Source organism: Sorangium sp. So ce117 (assembly GCF_051524395.1).
Lineage (GTDB): Bacteria > Myxococcota_A > Polyangia > Polyangiales > Polyangiaceae > Sorangium > Sorangium cellulosum_B.
Genome location: NZ_CP150309.1, coordinates 1256532 through 1274860, shown reverse-complemented (window position 1 = coordinate 1274860; position 18329 = coordinate 1256532). Strand labels below are relative to the sequence as shown.

Genomic DNA, 18329 nt, shown 5'->3' with positions numbered 1-18329 from the left:
CGCGCTACCAGGTGACCTTCTGCGAGCCTCGGAGGTATCGCCAGAGGCCGACCACCGCCGCCGCGTTCAGGACCACGAACGTCCGCGCGAGCGCGCCGAGCTTGCCCGCAGCGCCCCCGAGCGCCGCGAGCAGATAGAAGGCCACCTGCCCGCCGAACAGCGCGCGCGCCGCGTAGAGCGTCCACGAGGCGTCGCCGCTCATCTCGGCGCCCATCCACCCGACCGTCGACGTGATCAGCAGCGCGACGAGCGCCCAGGGGCACACGAGGCGGAGCAGCTTGTGCGAGAAGATCTCGAACCAGGACGGGTTCCTGAACGGGACGAGGAGCGCCGGGAGCAGCGAAAAGAGCTGATAATTGCCCGCCAGCGTGCGCACCTTGCGGCCGAACTCGCGCTCGTCGCCGAACGCGTCATCGTACGCGATCGCGTCGGGAGCAAACAGGATCGAACGCCCCTCGAGGCGGAGCCGCATCGGCACCCACATGTCGTCGAGGATGACGCCCTCCGGGAGATGGCTCATGTCGGCGCGGCGGATCGCATAGATGGGACCGGTCACGCCCACCATGCTCCTGAACCGCCCTTCCTGGAGGCGGATCCAGTTCTCGTAACGCCAGTAAGCCCCCGACCCCGCCGATCCCTTCAGCACCAGGTTGCCAGAGACACAGCCCGCGTTCGGATCGGCCAGGAGCCGCACGAGCGCGCGCAACGCCCCGGGCACGAGCGGCTGGCGGATGTCCGTCATCAACAGCACCTCGCCCGTCGCGGCCCCGAGCATCGTGTTCACGCCGATCGGCTTGCCACGACGCGCCTCGCTGACGATCACCTTCACTCGAGGATCGCGCTCGGCCAGCTGCCGCGCCACGAGCACGGTGTCGTCCGTCGAGCCGTCCGAGAAGAGCAGGACCTCCAGCTTGTCCTTCGGATAGTCGAGCGCGAGCAGGCTCTCGACCTTCGCCGGGAGATACGACACCGCGTTGAAGACGGGAATGCACGCCGTCACCGTGGGGACGTAGTCCGGATCCTCCTTCCGCTGCGCAGGCCAGAGGCGCGCCAGGATGCCGATAACGATCGGGTACCCGAAGTAGGTGTACACGAGCACCGCGACGGCCAGAAAGGAGGCAATGACCACGCTAAACTGTAGAGCGCCGGTCGGGGGCGGTTGTCAACCGACATGGATGGGCCACGCCGCGACACGGCCGTTCACGTTGCGCGCGCACACGCACGCGCGTCACACGCCGCACACGAACGATGCGTGGCGCATGTCGCACACGCCGTGAAGCCGCCGCGTGAGGCGCGTCGTGCGCCGCGCGCGCACGCGACACAGGCGCCGCGCGCCCAGGTCGTCACGGGACGCGCACACCGCGCGCCCAGGTCGTCACGGGACGCGCACGCCGCGCGCCGCCCGCGATCAGTTCCGCACCTTCACGCTGCGGATGATGTCCCCATCCGCGAGCGCAGCCCACGGCCCGGCGGCGACGCCGACGGCCGCGTACTGGCCGTCGAGGTGCGGCGCGCGCGCGTGCATCACGAAGAGCTGGCTCGATCCGGTGTCGCGGCCGGCGAGCGCGACGCCGACCCGCAGCGGCTCGAACGCGACCGGCGACGTCTCGCAGCGCAGCGCCGGCCTGCCGGGCGGACCTCCGGCGCCGTCGCCGAACGGCGCGCCGAACTGGGTGACGAAGCCGGGCACCACGCGATGGACGATCTTGCCGTCGTAATAGCCGGAGCGCGCGAGATCGACGAAGCGGGTCACCGCGACCGGCGCGAGCGCAGGGTCGAGCGTCATCGTGAGCTCGCCGGCGTCCGTGTCGAAGATCAGCACCGCCGGCGCGCGCACGAGCGCGGAGGCCTCGGCCGGCACCTCGCCGACCGGCGGCGCGACGGCCGGCCGCCCCGCCGCGCCCGCGTCCCCGGGCAGGCCGGCGTCGCACGCGATCTTGCGGCCCCTGAGCACGCCGAGCGCCGTCCCGGCGCGCGCCCGCGTCGTGGGGTGGCTCGACCGGCAGAGCTGCTCCAGGCGAGCCTCCGCCGGCTTCAGCGCCAGCGCCCCCACCGCGTCGACGACCGCGCCGATCAGCTCCGGATCGTCGCGCGCGCCTGGGCGGTCGAGGATCGCGAGCAGCGCGGCCTCGATCGCCGGCGACGTGACCGCCGCGGGGGCGTCCTTCTCGTCGCTCCGCTTCCTGCGCTTCCGCTTCCCCGGCGCCTCCGACGCGCGCTGGGGCTGCCGCGCGATGACCTCCGCCGCGGCGGCGACGAGGCCCGGCTCCTCCGCGGCGAGCGCCTTCGCGAGCAGGTCGGGCGCGCCGGCGATCTCCTCGTGCGCGGCGATGAGCTCGATCGCGGCCTCCCGCGCGCGCAGATCGCCCGACGCGGCGTACGCGCGGAACGCGGCGAGCCGCGCGCCCGTGATGGCGTCGCGGCCGATCACCTCGACGACCGCCCGGGCGCCGATCGAGCCGCGCACCGGCGCGCCTGCGTCCGGCTTGCTCCCCGGCTCCGCCGGCGCCGTGACGTCACAGCCGAGCAGCAGCGGATCGCGGTAGTCCCCGCCCGCGAGGAGCCGGGCCGCGCCGCAGCGGAGCCACGCGACGCGGCGGAGGATCGCCGCGGGCGCGCTCGGCGGCGGGGGCAGGGCGGCGAGATCGCGGAGCGCCTTGCGCGCGGCGCCCGCAGATCCGAGCGCGTCGAGCGCGGTGAGCAGCACGCCGAAGTCCTCGCTCACGAGGCCCGTGAGCGCGATCGGGTCCGCGCTCGGGGCGAGCGCGGCGACCGCGTCGGCGAGGGCGCGCTGGCCGGGCGGGCCGAGCCGCTTGAGCGCGCGCGCGGCCTCGGCGCGCTCGCTCGCGGTGAACACCCCCTTCGCGGAGAGCACGCGCGCGAGCTCGGAGGCGGCCGCCTCCCCTGCCCGGCCGAGCGCGCGCACCGCGAAGAGCCGCGCGTCGGAGGCCTCCGCGAGCCGCGCGGTCGCGACGTCGCGGATGCGGGGGATGACCGTGAGCGGGACGTGCTCGAGGCGCCCGATCGGGTAGAGCGCCTCGGGGACCGGCGGGCTCGCCGCGCTCCCCGAGGCGAGGTTGAGCAGCGCGACGAGCGTCTCCTCGCGCAGCTTGAGCTTGATCGCGGCAAGATCGCCGAGCGCGTACGCCGCGTGGATCGCGCGCTCGCGCGGGCCGTCGAGCCACGCGACCAGCGTCGGCTCCGACGCCTCCGCGCCGCACCGCCCGATGGCGCGAGCGAGCGCGCCGCCCGCGTCGAGCGGCGGCGCACCCGCAGCGGCGCCGCCGCTCGGCGCCGCCGCGGACGCAGCGGACGCAGCGGACGCAGCGGCGGTCGCCGCGCCCGCGGGGCTCGGGCGGGCGTCGCGGGCGAGGGCGCGCGCGACGAGCGCCGAGACCGCCTCGGCCTCGCGCTCCTTGCACGAGAACCCGAGGCCGTAGGCGGCCCACGCGACCACCTCGTCGTCCTCGTCGGCGAGCGCCCGCGCGAGCCCAGGCCACGCCGCGTCTCCGCCGATGCGCGCGAGGGCCCGCGCGGCGGCGCGCCGCACGCCGACGTCGCGGCTCTGCTGGTCCGCGGGGCTCACCTCCAGGGCGGCGCGGCGCTGCTCGGCCGCGAGGAGGGCGTCGATCCGCCCCGCCGCCCCGGCGCTGGCGGCCGGCGCCGCCGCGGAGCTCCCGGCGTCGGGCGCGGGGCCCGGCGCCGGCTGCCCGGTGCAGGCGGAGAGGGAGAAGAGCAGCGCGAGGACGAGGAGCGGAGAGGAGCGCCTTCTCGGCATGATCACGGTTCACCCTGACGAGCGGTGTCGAGCAGCCAGGCGGCGCTCTCGCTGAGGATCCGCCGGCGGCGCATCGCGCGCGCGTCGAGCCACATCGAGACCACCTCGTGACCGCGCTGCCATGCGCGCGCAACCACCGGGTCGCCCACGCGCGACGCCGGCAGCCCGCAAGCGTCGATCCCGACGTCGTGGAAGTTCTGGAGAGCCCTGGCCATGTGCCAGGAGCAGGTGACGATCGCCGCGCGCCGCGCGCCCACGCGGCGCAGGAGGGCCGCGCTGAAGATCGCGTTCTCGTGCGTCGTCAACGACCAGAGATCCTGCAGGATCGCGTGCGCCGGCACGCCGGCGCGCCGCAGCTCGGCGGCGAGCACGCGCGCCTCGACCTGCGCGCCCCAGCGGCGCCCGCCGCTGGCGATCACCCACGGCGCGACCCCGTCGCGGTAGGCCTCCGCGGCGCGCGCCGCGCGGCGCGCACCGGGGGCCGCCGGGCGCCCGGAGGGAAACACCCTGCAGCCGAGGACGACGATGGCGTCCGCGTGGAGCGGCATGCGACCGACCATAGCCCATCGGCCGCGGCCTTCGCGTGCCCGCTGCGCGCGATCGTCCTGCCCTCCCGCCGCCGCCCGCGGGCCGCGCCGCTCCGATGCCTGCGCCGCCCGCAGGCCGACCGGTGGCCGCCATCTGCGCCGCCCGCCCCACCGCCCGCGCCTCTGCCCCCGCCGCCCGCGCCCCCGCCCCGCCGCCGCGCGCTCCCGCCCCCCAGCGGCAGGCCGCGCCGGCCGCTGGGCCCGCAACCTATCCCCTGACTACATTGGCGCCTTGGCCCTGCTCCCCCGGCCAGGTCTCCACGTCTGCGACCTTCCTTGCTCCCGGTGCACCAGGCGGCTTGACGCTGCCCGCGCTCGGAATCTAATAGCTCTACCTTGAAACGGGCGGGGTTCAGCGAGCGAGGCAGGATGCGGATCAAGATGTGGGGGGTTCGCGGAAGCATCCCCACGCCCGGTGCAGGCACGGTCGAAGTAGGCGGCAACACGAGCTGCTATGAGATTCGTGCCGGCGAAACGCTGGTCATCCTCGATGGCGGGACGGGGCTCCGTCTCCTCGGCCAGGAGCTGGTCAAGGAGATGCCCTTCGAAGCCTGGATGTTCTTCAGTCATGTGCACTGGGATCACATCCAGGGCTTCCCGTTCTTCACGCCCGCGTTCGTGCGCGGGAACAAGATCCATCTCTACGGTGGCCTCAACGTCTCCCGGACGCTCGAGGAGACGCTGGCCGGGCAGATGGACTACCCGAGCTTCCCGGTGCACCTCACGGAGATGGGCGCGGCGATGACCTTCCGCGACCTCTACGAGGGCGAGGTGGTCACGATCGGCCCGAACGACGATGTGCGCGTGACCAACGCGCGCGGCAACCACCCGAACGGCGTGTACGCGTACCGCGTCGAGCACGAGGGCAAGGTCGTCGTGTACATCACCGACTCCGAGCACTACGCGATCGTGGATCCGAAGCTGAAGAAGCTCGCGATGGGCGCCGACGTGCTGATCTTCGACGCCATGTACACGCCCGAAGAGTACGCGGGCGAGGTCGGCGGCGGCCCGAAGACGGGCTGGGGTCACGCCACGTTCGTCGCGGGCTGCGAGCTCGCGAAGGCGGCGGGCGCCAAGCAGCTCGTCCTGCACCACCACGATCCCAACCAGACCGACGCGATGGTGCGCGAGAAGGAGATGCGCGCCCGCGAGCTCTTCCCGAACACCATCGCCGCGCGCGAAGGCACGGTCATCGAGATCTAGCGCGACGCCTCGCCAGGCTCGAGGCGGCGAGGAGCAGCGCGCGCGAGACGCGGCGCTGGAGCGCGCCGCGCCTCGCTGCCACAGGCGCCTTATGCGCTCTTGGCCATGGGCTCGCGGGTGATCTCCTCGATGCGCGCGCGCATCCGCTTCTTGGCGCGCTCCTCGATCTGCCGCACGCGCTCCTTGCTGACGCCGAAGTCGGCGCCGAGCTGCTCGAGCGTCACGGGGCTGTCCGTCAGCCAGCGCTGGTGCATGATGGAGCGCTCGCGGGGCGACAGCTCGTTCACGACCTGGAGCAGCGCGCGCGAGAGCTGCGCGCGCTCGTCGGCGTCGCAGGTCTCGTCCTCCGGCGTGTGCGCGCTCGACGCGAGCCGCTCCACCGGAGCTACGCCGTCCTCGGTCGGAGAGCGCTCCAGGCTGACGTCGCGCGCCATGAGCAGCGGCAGCAGCTCGGCCGCCCGCTCCTCCGACAGGCCGCTCAGCTCCGCGAGCACCGCCGGGTCCTTCTCGTGCGTCTTGCGGTAGATGCGCAGCGCGCGCCGCTCGCTCTTCGACGACCCGAGGCGCACGATCCGGTACCCCCGCGCCACGTGCTCGCGGATCTCCGCCCGGATCCAGTAGGCCGCGTAGGTCGCCAGGCGGCAGCCGCGGTCCGGATCGAAGCGCTCCGCGGCCTTCAGGAGGCCGATGTTCCCCTCCTGCACGATGTCCTCCATCGGCAGGCCCCAGCGGCGGTACTCGAGAGCGATCGTCATCACGAACGGCAGGCACGCCTCGATGAGGCGCCGGCCAGCGTCCCGGTCACCAGCTCGCCAGCGGAACGCGAGCTCTCGCTCGGCCTCCGGGCTCAGGGTGGCGTAGTTCGCGAGCTCTGTACGATAAGCCGAGAATGCCGCACGATCCCAGGTGGCGCTCATGATCTCTCCGCTCTTCTCCACCGCGCGCGGATCAAGGAGGGCTTGCGAGCCCTGCGGGCCGGCGGGCGGCACCGGGGCAGATGCAGGCGTGATGCCGGGATTGACCCTAGGAAATCGCCTTTTTTTGCGCTGGAATGCGCAACGTGTTCGGATCCCTCGACGGAAGCGAAAGCTTTGCGGGAAAGCGGAGGAGCACGAATGCGCAGCGCTGAGCCCAGATCCACAGCGCACGAGCGGCGAACGAGGCGGACGAGGTGCGCGCCGAGGCCCCTGGCCGCGGGCGACGGCGCCGCCCGCGCGGCGCGCACGCTCGCTCTCCGCGCGGACGCCGCCGCGGTCGCCCCTGCCCCCGCGCGCCGCATCGTGATATCCGGGGAGCAGTGAGGACGCGCGTCGCGGGCTCCGTCGCGTGCATCGCCGCAAGCCTGGCGACGCTCGCCTTGCTCTCGCGCGAGGCGGAGATCCCCCTCGCGAGGGCGCGGCGCGGGATCGCGCGGCCCTTGCTCCACACCGTCGCGCCGGACGACGAGGAGATCGACGGCGTCGGCTGCGACCCGAACGCCCTCGACCGCGGCATCGCGGTGCCGACCGGGGCGCCGACGTCGCTCGGCTGCGAGCAGGCCCGCGCCATCGTGGCCCAGGCCCGCACCACGCTGGCCGCCCCGCCGCTCCGCGTCGATCCCGCAAAGTTTGCCGAAGCGACCTCCGACTGGCTGGATCCGCACGGGCTGTGGTCGGTCGCCCCCGACACGCCCGTGGGCGCCTCGCTGCAGCGGGAAGCCGCCGCGCTCCTGGACGAGCTGCAGGCGCCCGTGGGCAGCGGACCGTGCGCGGCGGCGCTGCGCGTCGGGCAGGAGCTCGCCCGGTGGTCGCGCGAGCTCGAGACGCTCTTCGATGACGGCTACCGGCGCGGCCTGGCCAGCCCGCCCGCGACCCACGCCGCAGCGTGGGAGCTGGTGTCGTCGGCGCCGTTCGAGGACGGCGAGGTGACGCGCAGCGCCCGGGACCTCGCGCGCAAGCTCGGCCGGGAGGTCGGCGGGCTGCGCGCGCATGTCGGGGAGCCGCTCGCCCGGTACGTAGACGCCGTGCGCGAGCGGGCGGCGCCCTCGATGAGCGAGGACGGCTGGGCGCGCACGGTGATCGCCGCCGCGGTGCGGGCCTACGTGCCCCAGCTGGACGCGCACGGCGCCTGGGCGCCGCTCGAGGAGGAGGTCTCCATCTACGATCTCGACCTCGAGGCGCACCCGCCGGCCCGGCTCTGGCAAGAGATGACGCGCACCGCGATCGGGGTGCGCATCGACCGCGGCGCGCTCGCGCCGCTCGAGGACGGGGACGTGGTGCTCCGGATCCAGGATCTGCCGATCTCCGGCATGAGCGTCGAGCAGGCCGAGCAGCTCGCCGTGCTGTCCGACGTGCACCCCGGGACGACCGCTCGCGTGGCGCTGCTGCGGCGCGGGGTCGCGGCGCCCCTCGAGCTGACCGTGGCGCCGCACCCGGTCGGACCGCAGCCGGCCGAGGCGGCGCCCTCGGAGCTGCCGCTCGATCTGGTGCGCTACGGGGACGGCAAGGTCGCGGTGATCGCCATCCCCGACGTGCCCGACGACCTCGGGGATCGGGTCGCGGCGGCGCTCCTCCGCGCGCGCGCGCAGGGCGACACGCGGGGCGTGATGCTGGACGTGCGCGCGAACGGCGGCGGCTCGACCGATGGCGCGATCGCCGCGCTCGGGCTGTTCCTGCCGGGCGTACCGCTGTTCCCGATGCGGCGCCGCGACGGCGGCGTCGAGGTGGAGCGCTCGCCCGAGGTCCCGGAGGAGCGCGGGTGGAGCGGGCCGCTCGCGGTGCTCGTCGACGGCGACTCCGCGAGCGCGGCGGAGATGATCGCCGGCGCGATCGCCAGCTACCGGCGCGGGGTGATCATCGGCGATCGGACGTACGGCAAGGGGTGCGCTCAGGAATACCTCGACGACGACGCCCACGTCGGCGTGCTGCGGCTCACGACGCTCCTCTACGCGCTCCCCGACGGCGCGCCGGTGCAGAAGGTGGGCATCGTGCCGCAGGTGCAGCTGTCGCTGCCGGCGACGAACGAGCGAGAGGCGCGCGTGGACCGGGCGCTCGGCCCGTGGCGAGGCCCCGACGTGCGCGCTCTGCACCGCGTGCGCGACGTGCCCTGGCCGGCGCACGCAGGGCGGATAGGGCCCTGCCGCGACGAGACGGTCTGCCGCGCGCTGCGGTCGCTCGGCGCGGTGCCCGCGGCAGCGCGCTGACGCGCGTCAGCGCTTCCAGAACTTGCCGAGGAGGCCCCCCGCAGGCGTCGGATCGCTCGTCGTACGGCTCCGCATCTCCTGCAGGCGGACCTCGCGGATGGCGTCGAGGTTCTTCGGGTTGAGCTCTGCCGCCAGGCGGAAATCGCCGATCGCCTTGTCGATCCTCCCCGAGCGCTTGAGCAGCATGCCGCGGTAGAAGAGCGCCCGCTCGTAGCGAGGCTCCTTCTCCAGGACGGCATCCAGCGTCTGGATCAGATCGTCGTAGTGCGCGCTCGTGGCCCCCTCCGCGAGCACGGGCGGATCGCCGCGCCGCTGCGCCTGGATCCAGACGAGCAACGTCATGTACTCGGGCTGCTCCGGGTCGGCGTTGAGCGCGCGCCGCGCGCGGGCCTCGGCGCCCGCGAGGTCGTTCTTCTTGAGCAGGATCTCGGCCTTCTGGAACTCGAGCGCGGCGTCGACGGCGCGGGCGATCCGCTGCTCGTCCTCGGCGGGGGGCGGGGCCTCCTTCGGCGCGCTCTGGTACTCGGCGCGCCGCTTCGGATCGCTCAGCGTCTGGTAGGCCTCGCTGATGCGGGCGAACACGCGCGCGACGAGCGGCTTGACGTCCTGGAGCTCCGCCGGCGTCCGGTCGGGGTGCCACCGCTTGGCGAGCGCGAAATAGGCGCTCTGCACGCGCTCCGGAGGGGCGTCCTCCGCGACGCCGAGCATCTCGAAGAAGCCCTCGCCGTCGATCGACGCGGCGCGCGCCTCGATCTCCGCGCGGCGCGCGGCGAGCTCGGGGTTCGGCGCGGCGCGCGGCAGCGGCGGGAGATCGGGCGCGAGCGCCGCCGGTCCCTGCGGCTTCGCCGGCTCGGCGGCGCGCGCCGGCGGCACAGGCGACGGCGCCTCGGCGCGCCCCGCCCCTCGCGCGGCCCTGCCCTCCGGGCCGACCGCCGCCATCTTGACGGTGGGCGCCTGCGGGGGCGGCGGCGCAACGCGGGCGCCGGCGAAGGTCGGCGCAGGAGGCGGCCTCAGCGCCTTGGGATCCACGCCGCGGTAACCGCCGCCCGGATCACCGCCGTACGCGCGCGCGTCGAAGGGCGCCGCCGGGCTCGGGGTCGGCGCGCCGGTCCACGACGCCGCCTCCGGCGCCGCGGCCGGGGGTGGCGCCGTGGAGCGGCGCGGGGCGACCGGGACCCCAGCGCGCCTGCTGGACGGCACCGCGACGTCGTCGGGCTGCCGCTGCGGTGCGCGGCCTTCGGCCTCGCCCCGCGCCGGGCGTGGACCGGGCATCGTCGAGCCCACGGTGGGGCGCGGCGAGCGCGCCGCCGCGCCGGAGGGCTCGCGCTGGGGCGCTGGCCCCGCCTCGGCCGGGGGCGCGCCAGCGGCCCGCTCCCGGCCGGGCCCGGCGGGACCGCCGACCCCGACAGGGCGCCGGCCCGGCGCGCCGAGATCGAGGTGCCGCGTGATCGCGAGCGCATAGATCATCAGCCGCACGACGCGCTCCTGCGCGACGCCGGCGGCGAGCAGCTCGGCCAGCGTCATGCGCCGCATCCGCAGGAGATCCACGATGGCCGCCTCGTCGCGATGGAGCTGGAACCGCTTCAGCTCGGCCTCGACGTGGAGCCCGAGCTGCCGGTTCTGGATCCGGTCCAGGGTCGTGTCGATCAGCGGATCGTCGGCGTGGAGCCGGACGCCCGCCATGATCACCGCGAGGGGCTCGCACCCGATGAGCTCCGGACCGCCGTAGGACGACAGCAGGTTCTGGGCGTCGTAGTAGGCGTAACGCGTCGCGGACGGGAGATCGTAGAGCGCGACCAGCTTGCGCACGAGCTGCTCGCGCAGCACGCCGGACACCGTCTCCCTGTCGAGCAGGCCCCGGGAGACGAGCAGCCGGCCATGCAGCACCCGTCGCTTGGTGATGTCCCGGAGCGTCTCCCGCAGCGTCGCCTCGTCCAGGAGGCCGAGATCGAGGATCACCCGATCGAGCGGGGCGATGATCGTCCCGGTCCAGATCTTGGCGGGCACGCCTTCGCTGAAGAAGATGCCGTGGCGGACGCCGTCGGGGTCGATGAAGCACGTCGTGCCGGTGAGGCGCCGGTCGAGCATGTACACGAGCAGGTGGACGAGCGGCGTGCGCGCGAGCGTGCCCTCCGCGGTCGGCGGGTCGCCCGGCAACGACAGCACGGCGATCGGACCGGCCATCGCCGACGGAGGCAGATCAGACACGGGGTTGCGCTCGCGCCGCTGCGGCGGATCTCCCCAGCCGCGGGTGCGCACCGACGGCGGGCGCGCGCTCTCCTCGGGGACCTCGTCCGGATCGCTGTCTGTCTGCACCGACCACGACTCCTCTCCATGAGCGCCCGGGGCGGGCGAGGTTGGGTCCGCCACCGCGGCGGGCTCCAGATGCGGTGGATCGGGCCAGCGCGCCGTCGTGCGCCCTGACCGCAAGGGCGGAGACAGCCTGCCGGACGGCGCAGGCGGCAGATCCGCGAGCATCCTGGCCTCCGCGCCGTCGTCCGGCAGCCCACCGAACGTGGCCTCGGGCGGCGAGGCGGGCCCGCGGGCGGCGTCGCCGGCCCGCGGCTGCGTCCTCCGGCTCGCCGGCGCGTTGGTCATCGGCAGCGTGGGCGACGAGGGCCGCGTGATCTGCTGCTGCGGCGGCATGCGCAGGTTGCCGAGCGGCGACGCCGGCGCGCTGCGGATCGGCGGCGACTCCGCCGCGAGCACCGGCGAGCGGAGCGACACCTGCGGCGCCTCCTGGATCGCCGCGTGGGCGCGCATCGACGCGGCGGCGGGGTCGTCGCTCGTCGCGACGATCCGGCGGATGTGCCGCGGCGGCTCGCCCTGGCGAGGCCGCTCGGCGAGATCGACCTCGAGCGCGCGCGGGATGGGACCGCCGGCGGCGTCGAGGACCAGCCGGACGCGCGGCTGCGAGTACCGGGCCGGGTGCGCCGGCGTCTGCACGACGAGCGCGACCTCCCCTGTCGAGAGCTCCACGAGCGTGCCGGTCGGAAAGATGCCGAGCGCGCCCACGAGCAGCCGCAGCACCGCGCGGTCGGCCGGATCGGCCGCCTCCCGCTCGAGCTTGGCGATGGCCTCGTCGGCGGAGAGCGGCGCCTCGCCCGGGGCCGGCGTCAGGAGGTCGTTGAAGGCGCGGGCGGTCGCGAGGATCCGCGCCTGGAGCGTCGGCTGGCGGAGGCCGCGGTAGGCCGGGCCGAGCGCCGGCTGGCGGCGCACCCAGTGCGCCTCGTAGGCCACGACGGTGCGCATCACGCTCGGCTCGTTGACGAGGCCGAGCGCGGTCAGCACGACCGCCGTGCCCGCCGGGACGTCCGCCTCCTGCTGCTCGCTGAGCTGCGGGACGAGCCCGCCAGAGCCGCTCGTCGCGGCGCCCGTGAGGCGCGGCCGGGCGATGTCGAAGAGCAGCGCCGCCATCGAGAGCCGCTGGAGCAGGACGACGTCGCTCGTGATCTGCCGCGCCATCGCGAGGCTCAGGATCGCGGTGTTCACGGCGCGCCCGGCGTCGTCGTGGTTCTGGTTGCGCAGCGCGGTGACGCCCAGGAAGGCCGGCGTCTCGTTCGCGGAGAGGTCGACGAGGCGCTGCGTGATGCGCTTGACGCCCTGCCGCAGCGTGTACCGGCCGCGCCGCAGGTCGTCGTAGAACCGGCGGATGATCACGATCGCCGTCGCGTAGGTGCGCACGATCGCGGAGGTCTCGTCGCCCTCGCGATCGATCGCCACCTCGCGGCGGAGCACGGCCTCGTCCACGGCGCGCAGGCGGACGCGCGGCGACGGGCGGTCGGCGAGCGCCGGCTTGCTGCTGCGGAGGGCCTCGGCGAGCGCGGAGGCGAGGGCGTAGAGATCGCTCGCGCGGACGTCCTTGGCGACGCCGATCTCGGAGTAGCCGCAGCGGCTCAGGACGTCGCCGAGCTCGAGCGCGCCCTCGTAGACGGTGCGGTTCGCCTTGAGGAGCTGCCCGGAGACGAACACCGAGCCGCGGGTGAACAGGATCGAGACGTTGTGACCGGAGCGCTGGCCGAAGTCCTGGACGAGCGAGACCGTCTCCTCGACCTGCCGCACCATGGCCTGGTTGTCGATCGCGTGCAGCGTCGAGAGCTTCACCAGCCGGAAGAGGGCCTGCACCACGCTGGCGGCGAGATCGCGCGCCTGCTCGCGGCGGATGTTCTCCGACACGTTCTGGCTGATGACGTCGACCTGGGGCGCCATCACGGGACCTCCCCGGCGGTCGAGATCCGCTTGCCGAGGCGCGCGGCGATGGCCTCGGCGGCGGCGCCCGCGGCGTCGCGCAGCGCCTGGCTGTTCCAGGGCCGCCGCTTCGTGGCCGCGAGCGCGGCGTCGAGCGCCTCCTGCGAGCGCGCCTCGCGGCCGAGCAGCTCCGCCGAGAGGCAGCGGGTCTGCTCCGCCGCGTCGTCCGCGAGGAGGCCGTGCCGCTGGAGCAGCTCGACGGCGACCGACTCGCCGCGCGCCGGGTTGAGCGTGTAGAGCGCGCCGAGGAACTCGCGCCGCTCGTCGAGCGTGAGCTGGTGGAACGAGCTGTCCTGCACGCGACGGACGAGCAGCGGGCCGGCCGCGCGGACCTGGTGGTGCGCCAGCGTGCGGAGCGCCGCGACGCGCACGTCGGGCGGCGCCGACTCGGCGAGCGAGAGCAGCTCGTCCCGGATCTGCTCGGGGCTCGTCGCGAGGTGCGCGATCGCCTCGCAGCGGAGCGCCGCGTTCGCGCACCCGGAGAGCCGCTTCAGCGCGCCCAGGGCGCCCTGCGTCCGCGACGCGGCGAACATCTTGAGGATCGGGCGGGCCACGTCGAGATCCAGCGTCATGAGCGCGTCGACGACCCCCTCCTCGTGCCCGGGCAGCGTCCGCTCGACGTGGCCGAGCAGCGCGCGGCGCAGCGCCTCGTGGCCGGTGTGCCCCACGACCTCCATCGCGACGGGCAGGGTCTCGCTGCCGAGCTTGTTCAGGATGGGCGCGAGCCGCTGCGCGACCAGATCGAGGTCCACGGGGGCGGGCTGCGCCGCGCCGCCGGGGGCGGCCGTCATGACGACGCGCGTCGCCTCGCGGAGGAGCAGCCGCACCGTGTCGGGCGGGAACATCCCCCGGGCGAGCTCCGTCGCGAGCGCGCCACCCTGCTGCCTGGGCGCGAGCGCGTCGAGGGCCTTCGCGATGGCGTCGTGCATCCCGAAGAGCACCTCGAAGCGGCGCGCGAGGATGAGATCGCGCGCCGAGGCGGCCATCGGCTCGGTCACGAGCTCGACGTCCTTGTACCGCCTGGCGTTCAGGAAGGCGTCGGCCACGACCTCGACGAAGCGCTCGCTCCAGCGATCCGGGCTCATGACGAGCTGCGTGCCGAGCGCGCGCTGCGCGACCGGGTCGAGCGCGAGCGCGCTCGCGGCGCGGCGCGCGGCGCGCAGCGCGGCGGCGTCGGTGTCGATGACCATCGCCGCCGCCTCGGCGCGGTTCGCCTTCTCCTCGGCGGCGCGCCGGGCCATGCCCTCGAGGTCGTCGGCCTCGTGCCAGAACTGCTCGCGATCGGCCGCGTCCCCCTCGACGAAGACGCTCACCACGTCGTAGCGCACGTGCTCGAGGCGGCGCTCCCACAGGGCGGCCGCGACGTCGTCCTCGGGGGCGAGGTCGCGCAGCGGATCGAGCAGCAGCACCTCGCAGAGGGCGCGCAGCTCGTCCTCCGTGATGCCAGCGAGCAGCTGGACGCGCCGCACGCCGGCCGCGAAGAGGTTGTACGGGACGAGGTCGAGCGGGTGCGACGGCTCCCACACCGTCCGCCGGCGATGCTCGAAGGCGTACGGCGTCAGCGTCCAGTGGACGAGGCTCCCGTCCGCGCGCAGCGCCTCCACGATCGCCTGGAAGGTCGCGCGGAGCTTGTTGTCCGCGTCCGGGTGGGTCCAGCCGTAGTGACGCACCGCCGGGAGCAGCCGCTCCATGCGGCGGAACACCTCGGTGAGCCGCGTGACCGCGGGATCGTCCGGCTCCGCCTCGCCCGGCTCGTCGTGGGGCACGGGCTCCTCCGCCGCCCGCATCCCGACGGCCGTGGGCGAGTCGTCCGGCGGGGGGCGCTTCGTGCTCTGCGGCGAGGAGCGGCGGGGCACGGACGCGCCGACCTCCTCGAGGACGCGCAGCACCTCTTGCCGCATCTGCGCGGCCGACTCGAAGCGGTTGCGCTTGTCCCAGGCGAGCGCCTTGTCGACGAGGCCGATGACCGAGGCGGGCAGCTCGGGCGCGATCCGCGCGAGCGACGGCGCCGGCGTCGTCGCCGCGAGGATGAACGCCTCGTTGTCCGAGCGCCCCTGGTGGAGGCGCTGCCCGCTGAGCACGGCGTACAGGGTCGCGCCGATCGAGAAGAGATCCGCCCGCCCGTCGACCCCCTCGGTCAGCCCCATCGCCTGCTCGGGCGCCATGAACGAGGGGGTCCCGAGCGCCGTGCCCGCCTTGGTCTTGTCGCCGGGCGCGCCGCGCATCCTCGCCACGCCGAAGTCGAGCAGCTTCACCACGTTGTCCTTCGTGATGAAGATGTTCGCGGGCTTCAGGTCGCGGTGGACGATGCCCTCCGCGTGGAAGCTCTCGAGCGTGAGGAGCACCTCGCCCGCGATCCAGAGCGCCTCGGCGACGGGGAGCTTCCGGCTCTTGCGCTTCCAGAGCTGCTGGACGGTCTCCCCGTCGAGCAGCTCCATCACGAGGAACGGCTCGTCCTGCTCGGTGATGTCGTCGTCGAGGATCGCGACCCGGCCGGGGTGATCGATCTTGTTGGCGACGTAGCCCTCGCGCAGGAACCGCTCGCGGATGCCGACGTCGCGCGCGAACTCGGCGTGAAGGATCTTCAGCGCGGCGCGCGAGCCGTTCCGGTGGTGGGTGGCGGCGTACACGGAGGCCATGCCGCCCACGCCGAGGAGCGAGTCGATCCGCCACTTGTTCTTGACGGTCATCCCGAGGCGGGCGCGCGCCCGCTGCTTCTCATCCGGCGCGTCCGTGACTTCCGAGGGCGGAGGGATGACGGACTCGGGGAGGACGCCACGTGAGGTCATTCGGCCACCGGAAGGCGAGAAATCGTATCACCTCCCCGCCCGCGCCTGGTTCCGGATTTCGGCGGACGGGCGGTGAGCCTTACCGTTCCTGGCGCCAGGCAGGCGCAGGGCGATCGCTGGCACGGTAGCTCTCTCCACCCGCCAGGCGTCCGGCCAGGGGTGCGATGCCGCACGGGCGGCGAGCCGGCCGGGATCACGAGGGCGGACCGCCGGCCGACGTCGGGGGGGTCGCGGGCGCCGCCGCCGGCTTGCCGTTGCCCTGTCCAGCCTCCACGGACGCACGTCACGAGGCGCCGAGCGAAAGCTCGATGGCCAGCGCGTCCACCAGCGAGCGCAGCACCGCCGTCATCCGCGCCACGCGGTCCGGGTCGAGCGCCGGGCGGCGCCGATCGCCGGGCGAGCACACGAGCGCCCGGGCCAGCTCGATCTGGATCGCGTCGACGCCGGGCGCGGCGTGGCGGAGCACGGAGTAGCCGCCCGGAAACGGCGCCTCGACGCCGACGGACAGCCCATGGTCCCGCGCCGCGCGCGCCAGGGCGTCGCGCACCGCCGGGCGCGCGCATCGGCCGTCTCGGGTCCCGAGCACGACGTCCGGCGCGTCCTTCCGGCCTCCGTCGGGGTACGTGTGGACCGCGAGGAGGGCGGCGCGGCCGTGGCGCGCGCACGACGCCGCGAGCTCGGCGGCGACGGCGTCGTGGTACGGCGCGAAGACCTCTGCGAGGAGCGCCTCGACCTCGGCGCGCGATCGCCGGCGCTCCCACCACATGACGCCGGCGCACGAGAAGCGGCGCACGTCGCCGAGCCCCGGCGGGAGCTTGTCTTCATAGGGCGTCGGCACGCGCGGCTCCGAGTTGAGATCGACGACGTAACGGCTCGCCGTGGCGACGACGCGCCGCACGCCCCTGGCCTCGAGCCCCTCGCACACGGCTGCGGCGCCCACGTCGGAGTCGGCCCAGGGCGCGCCCGCGTCGAGCGCGATCGAGGGGAGGCCGAGGCCCCGCGCGGTGAGCGGCTCGAGCCCGAGGCCCGCGTGGGGGACCTCGACAACGACGGGGCCGGGCGCATCGGGGCCCAGGATCTCGAAGTGCGGAGCGGTCATCCTGCCAGGTGCCGGAGTGTGCCGAAGGACGTGTCGTCGCGAGGGGCGAGCGCGTGATGCGCGTGGCGCATGCGGCAGGAGGATACACCGGTCCGGCGAGCGCTCCTCCGCCGTGGAAAGCGACCGGCAACCCCGCCCCCCTTGACGTCGTGCGGGAGGGCTAGCGACACTCCTAGGTCGGCGTTCCTCGTGTCCAGGTGTGATTCCCCGTGAGCGACAACACGTCCATCGCCCAGGCCCTCGCGAAGCTCGACGAGGCCATGCGCCCGAGCCTCGGCGGCAGCGCCGACCCAGCGAGGCGCCGGGTCGCCCAGCGCCTCGCTCAGCTCGCGCGCTGCGAGGACGAGGACCTGCCGGCGTTCTCGAAACGTCACATGCCCGGGCGCACCGTCGAGGAGTCCGGGCTCCGCGCGGCCCGGGACCTCTTGCTGGCGATCGGCGGCATCGCGGAGATGGAGGAGGGCGGGCCCGACGCATGGGCGGCGCTCGCCGAGGTGAAAGGGATCCTGGAGCGCCGCCTGGCCGAGGCGAAGGGGGCGGCGCTGACGCGCAAGGCCGAGGCGGCAGAAGCGGCCGCGGGCCCGCCGCCGCACGTCGCGTTGACATGGCCTCAAGGGACGGCGGCGCCGCTGGCAGGGCCGCTCTCGCCGCCTGCGCCCGCCGTGAGCCCTTCGTCCGCTGTCGCCCCGGCGCCCGCCGTTCCCGTCCCGTTCTCCGCGCCGACGCCGGTCGCCGTGGGGCCGCTGCCGTTCACGCCCGCCGCCGCAGCGGTGCCGGCACCCCCGCTGACGGATGCCACGCTGCCGCCCACGCCGATGCCGGTCGCAGGCGCGCTGCCTTTCGCGTCCACGACGAGCCCGCTCCCGTTCGCGGCCAGGGCGGGGTGGGACCGTCCCACGCCGTCGTCCTCGGCGCCCCGGTACGATTCGGTGCTGCCGTTCCGCCCTCCCCCCTCCTCGGCGGCGCAGGGCTCCGCCTCGGCGCCGCCGCCGGCGGCGCCGGCCGCAGCTCCGCGCGAGGAGCGCGCCTCGATGGGTCCCGAGCTCACGTCCTGGCGCGCGCCGCCCCAGGCCAACCGCGCAGCGCCGTCTTCGGGCGTGGGCGCTGCCACCAGCATCGCCCCGCTCACGCTGGAGCAGTATGCGGGGATGGTGGTGGCCTGCGAGCTCTATCCTCTCCATGCCCAGAACACCCAGAGCCGATATGGGGTGAGGACCCCGGACGAGCGGGCGGCGCTCGACCGCTTCTGGCAGGCGCGGCTCTCGGCCGATCCGGCGCTCGCCGAGCAATGGGAGCGCATGCGGGAGAACGCGCGGAGGTACTTCCGCCAAGGCACCTGACCGCCGGCCCCACGGCCTCGATGGCGCGCCGCCGGGTTACGGGCGCGGCGTGAGCGGTTGACACGAATCGAGGCCCGGCCGAGACTCTCCGTTCACACTCCCCG

10 protein-coding genes are annotated in these 18329 nt (G+C 74.7%); 3 read left to right on the top strand and 7 right to left on the bottom strand.

Annotated elements, in window-relative coordinates; genetic code table 11:
* Positions 1-4: 4 nt before the first annotated feature.
* From WMF46_RS04720 to WMF46_RS04710, 3 genes are all read right to left on the bottom strand, one after another.
* On the bottom strand, positions 5-1129 hold the full coding sequence (locus WMF46_RS04720) for a glycosyltransferase family 2 protein (RefSeq protein WP_437984496.1): 1125 nt from the start codon (positions 1127-1129) through the stop codon (positions 5-7).
* A 279-nt stretch (positions 1130-1408) separates the two neighbouring features.
* Positions 1409-3778, bottom strand: a complete 2370-nt coding sequence (locus tag WMF46_RS04715) for a peptidylprolyl isomerase (protein WP_437984495.1) — start codon at positions 3776-3778, stop codon at positions 1409-1411.
* 2 nt (positions 3779-3780) lie between these two features.
* On the bottom strand, positions 3781-4326 hold the full coding sequence (locus WMF46_RS04710; RefSeq protein WP_437984494.1) for a YdcF family protein: 546 nt from the start codon (positions 4324-4326) through the stop codon (positions 3781-3783).
* A gap of 420 nt (positions 4327-4746) precedes the next feature.
* Here WMF46_RS04710 and WMF46_RS04705 point away from each other — a divergent pair, with 420 nt between their 5' ends.
* Positions 4747-5568, top strand: coding sequence for an MBL fold metallo-hydrolase (locus WMF46_RS04705; protein ID WP_236644465.1), 822 nt, complete (start codon positions 4747-4749; stop codon positions 5566-5568).
* Positions 5569-5657: 89 nt separating this feature from the next.
* Here the strand turns inward: WMF46_RS04705 and WMF46_RS04700 are convergent, their stop codons facing one another.
* A complete protein-coding gene (locus WMF46_RS04700; RefSeq protein ID WP_437984493.1) occupies positions 5658-6485 on the bottom strand; it encodes a sigma-70 family RNA polymerase sigma factor in 828 nt (275 codons plus the stop codon).
* Positions 6486-6865: 380 nt separating this feature from the next.
* On the opposite strand from WMF46_RS04700, the gene WMF46_RS04695 reads away from it, so the two are divergent.
* Positions 6866-8749, top strand: a complete 1884-nt coding sequence (locus WMF46_RS04695; protein ID WP_437984492.1) for a S41 family peptidase — start codon at positions 6866-6868, stop codon at positions 8747-8749.
* Positions 8750-8755: 6 nt separating this feature from the next.
* Here WMF46_RS04695 and WMF46_RS04690 read toward each other — a convergent pair whose 3' ends face one another.
* The 3 genes from WMF46_RS04690 to WMF46_RS04680 form a co-directional block, all read right to left on the bottom strand.
* Positions 8756-12958 (bottom strand): DnaJ domain-containing protein, encoded by a 4203-nt coding sequence (locus WMF46_RS04690; RefSeq protein WP_437984491.1) that lies wholly within the window; start codon positions 12956-12958, stop codon positions 8756-8758.
* Positions 12958-15786: a protein kinase domain-containing protein gene (locus tag WMF46_RS04685; RefSeq protein ID WP_437984490.1), complete on the bottom strand. Its 2829-nt coding sequence runs from the start codon at positions 15784-15786 to the stop codon at positions 12958-12960. Before WMF46_RS04685 ends, WMF46_RS04690 begins: the two co-directional genes overlap by 1 nt.
* A 283-nt stretch (positions 15787-16069) precedes the next feature.
* Positions 16070-16885 carry an N-formylglutamate amidohydrolase gene (locus WMF46_RS04680; protein WP_437984489.1) on the bottom strand — a complete coding sequence of 272 codons (816 nt, stop codon included), beginning with the start codon at positions 16883-16885 and terminating at the stop codon, positions 16070-16072.
* Between the two features lie 209 nt (positions 16886-17094).
* Between WMF46_RS04680 and WMF46_RS04675 the strand changes: the two genes are divergently transcribed.
* On the top strand, positions 17095-18225 hold the full coding sequence (locus WMF46_RS04675; RefSeq protein ID WP_437984488.1) for a hypothetical protein: 1131 nt from the start codon (positions 17095-17097) through the stop codon (positions 18223-18225).
* The last annotated feature ends 104 nt before the right edge of the window (positions 18226-18329 follow it).

Coding starts and splice junctions, on each gene's coding strand:
- WMF46_RS04680 (WP_437984489.1), bottom strand. CDS start 16,885: ATGACCGCTCCGCACTTCGAGATCCTGGGCCCCGATGCGCCCGGCCCC.
- WMF46_RS04700 (WP_437984493.1), bottom strand. CDS start 6,485: ATGAGCGCCACCTGGGATCGTGCGGCATTCTCGGCTTATCGTACAGAG.
- WMF46_RS04690 (WP_437984491.1), bottom strand. CDS start 12,958: ATGGCGCCCCAGGTCGACGTCATCAGCCAGAACGTGTCGGAGAACATC.
- WMF46_RS04685 (WP_437984490.1), bottom strand. CDS start 15,786: ATGACCTCACGTGGCGTCCTCCCCGAGTCCGTCATCCCTCCGCCCTCG.
- WMF46_RS04715 (WP_437984495.1), bottom strand. CDS start 3,778: ATGCCGAGAAGGCGCTCCTCTCCGCTCCTCGTCCTCGCGCTGCTCTTC.
- WMF46_RS04710 (WP_437984494.1), bottom strand. CDS start 4,326: ATGCCGCTCCACGCGGACGCCATCGTCGTCCTCGGCTGCAGGGTGTTT.
- WMF46_RS04705 (WP_236644465.1), top strand. CDS start 4,747: ATGTGGGGGGTTCGCGGAAGCATCCCCACGCCCGGTGCAGGCACGGTC.